The organism is Streptomyces sp. IMTB 2501 (assembly GCF_001953885.1).
Classification (GTDB): domain Bacteria; phylum Actinomycetota; class Actinomycetes; order Streptomycetales; family Streptomycetaceae; genus Streptomyces.
In genome coordinates, this window is record NZ_MQUS01000084.1 from 1 (window position 1) to 1,648 (window position 1,648).

The window sequence follows — 1,648 nt, forward strand, 5'->3', positions numbered from 1 at the left end:
TTGGTGAGTGCGGGTTTGTTCGCGGCGTCGCAGGCGGTGATGGTGACGGTGGTGGCGCCCAGGGTGAGGAGGTCTTCGCGGAGTTGGTGTGCTGCGGTGGCTTGCGGGCCTTGGCGGCTGAGGAGCATCAGGTGGCTGATGTGGTGGTGTTCGACGAGGTGGCGTGCCAGGAGGCTGCCGAGGGTGCCGGTGCCTCCGGTGATCAGCACGGTGCCGTCGGGGTCGAGGGGGGCGGGGACGCGGACGACGTTCTTGCCGGTGTGCCGTCCTTGGCTCATGTGGCGCAGGGCGTGGCGCAGGTCGGCCAGTTCCCAGACCGTGACCGGCAGGGGGTGGATGGTCTGCTCGTCGAAGAGTTGCATGAGGTCGGTGAGCATCTCGGCGGTGCGTTCGGGGCCTGCTTCCTTCAGGTCGAAGGAGCGGTAGCGGGTGCCGGGGTAGGCGTCGGCCATCTGCTGGGGGTCGCGGATGTCGGTCTTGCCCATCTCGATGTAGCGGCCGCCGTCGGCGAGCAGGCGCAGGGAGGTGTCGACGGGGTCGCCGGCGAGTGAGCCGAGGACGACGTCCATGCCGTGGCCGCCGGTGACCGTGCGGAAGTGGTCGGCGAAGTCCAGGGTGCGGGAGTCGGCGATGTGTTCGTCGTCCAGGCCCATGGCGCGCAGGGTGTCCCATTTGCCGTGGCTGGCGGTGGCGTAGACCTCCGCGCCGCGGTGCCGGGCGAGCTGGACGGCGGCCATACCGACACCACCGGCCGCCGCGTGGACCAGCACCCGTTCCCCGGCCTTGAGCCCGGCCAGATCGAACAGACCGTAATACGCCGTCAAGAACACGGTCGGGACCGAGGCGGCCTGCTCGAACGACCACGCCCGAGGTACAGCGGTGAGCGTTCGCTCGTCGGCGATCGTGAGCGGCGCGAACGCAGCGGGGAAGCCGCCCAGGACACGATCGCCGGGCACGAACCGCTCGACACCCGGCCCGGTCTCCACCACGACACCCGCGCCTTCGGCACCCAACCCGTCCTCGAAGACGGCGAGACCCAGCGATGCGGCCACATCCATGAAGTTGAGGCCGGCGGTGTGGACCTGGATGCGGACTTCGCCGGGTTCCAGGGAACGGGTGGCACGGGGATTGCCCGCCTTGCCGACGTCGTCGAGCGTGCCGCCCTCCAGCGCGTCGATCCGCCAGTCGCGGCCCGCGCCGAACCCGCTCACCGCCGGGATCTGCCCGCCCTGCGACGACCGCACCACCCGCGGCACCAGCACCTCCCCGTCACGCAAGGCGAGCTGAGACTCACCCGCGGCAAGGACCTGCGCGAGAAGGGTCTCCAAGTCGGGTGTGCCGCTCTCCGGATCGATGTCGAGCAGGACGAACCGGTCGGGGTGCTCGCTCTGCGCGGTGCGGATCATCCCCCACACCACCGAGGCAGCCAGATCCGGCACATCCGCATGCCGCTCCCGCCCGGCGGCGACCGCACCACGCGTGACCACGACCAGCCGGCAAGCCTCCAGACGCGGTTCCGCCAGCCACTGCTGCACCACCCCCAGCAACGACACCGCCACCTCATGAGCCGCCTCGGCGACCGGCCCGCCGGATGCCGGCCCGGCCACAGTGACCAGCACACACTCCGGAAGCGCGGCACCGGCATCCA

The 1,648-nt window shown here is 70.8% G+C and carries 1 protein-coding gene; it reads right to left on the minus strand.

The features are described 5' to 3' along the window. On the minus strand, window positions 1-1,607 hold a 1,607-nt coding region (locus AV521_RS46175; protein ID WP_179023919.1), incomplete at its 3' end, for a zinc-binding dehydrogenase. Window positions 1,608-1,648 lie beyond the last annotated feature (41 nt).